Consider the following 1,121-nt stretch of genomic DNA (forward strand, 5'->3'; position numbering starts at 1 on the left):
TCGCGAGCCCGCTTCGCGATTCTCGCGCTGCTCGCGATCGGCACCGTCATCAACTACCTCGATCGCACGGTGCTCGGCATCGCCGCGCCGAGCCTGACCAAGGAACTTGGCCTGTCGGCCGGCGTGATGGGCATCGTGTTCTCCGCTTTCTCGTGGACCTACACGCTCTCGCAGATTCCGGCCGGCCTGCTGCTCGACCGCATCGGCGCGAAAAAGACCTATTTCCTCGCGGTCTCGGGCTGGTCGGCCTTCATCATCCTGAACGGACTCTCAGGAGGACTGATTTCGCTGATGATCTATCGCCTCGGACTCGGCGTGGCGGAATCGCCCTGCTTCTCCGCGAATAGCCGCGTGGTGGGCCACTGGTTTCCGCAGCGCGAACGCGCACGGGCGACGAGCATCTATCAGGTGGGGCAGTACATCGGCCTTGCGGTGTTCAGCCCGCTGCTGTTCTGGATCATCGAGTCATTCGGCTGGCGCGCGATGTTCGTGATCGTCGGCGCGGTCGGCCTCGCGTTCTCGGTCGTGTGGTGGCTGCGCTATCACGAGCCGCACGAGTCGCGCACGATGAACGATGCGGAACGCGAGTACATCGGCGCGGGCGGCGGTCTGTCGACGGCTGCCGATGCACAGCGGCCGTTTTCGTGGCACGACGTCGGCCGCCTGCTGCGTCGCCGTGAAATCTGGGGTGCCGCGATCGGCCAGTTCGCCGGCAACTCGACCGTGGTGTTCTTTCTCACGTGGTTTCCGACCTATCTGGTCACCGAGCGTCATATGGCGTGGCTCAAGATCGGCTTCTTCGCGATCCTGCCGTTCCTCGGCGCATCGGCCGGCGTGCTGTTCGGCGGCTGGGTGTCCGATCTGCTGCTGCGCCGTACCGGCAACGTGAACCTCTCGCGCAAGCTGCCGATCATCACCGGCCTGCTGCTGTCGGCGTGCATCGTGGTCGCGCTCTATGTGCAGAGCGATACCGCCGTGATCGCGGTGCTGTCGCTCGCGTTTTTCGGTCAGGGCATGGGCGGGCTCGGCTGGTCGATCATTCCCGATATCGCACCGAAGCGCCTGATGGGACTCACCGGCGGTATTTTCAATTTCACTGCGAACATCGCCGGCATCGTCAC

The 1,121-nt window shown here is 64.3% G+C and carries 1 protein-coding gene; it reads left to right on the forward strand.

Annotated elements, in window-relative coordinates:
* Positions 1 to 1,121 (forward strand): MFS transporter (locus GXB81_RS31150; RefSeq protein ID WP_205991225.1); only part of this gene is annotated, 1,121 nt, incomplete at both ends.

This window comes from Paraburkholderia sp. Ac-20336, from assembly GCF_017105025.1.
Lineage (GTDB): Bacteria > Pseudomonadota > Gammaproteobacteria > Burkholderiales > Burkholderiaceae > Paraburkholderia.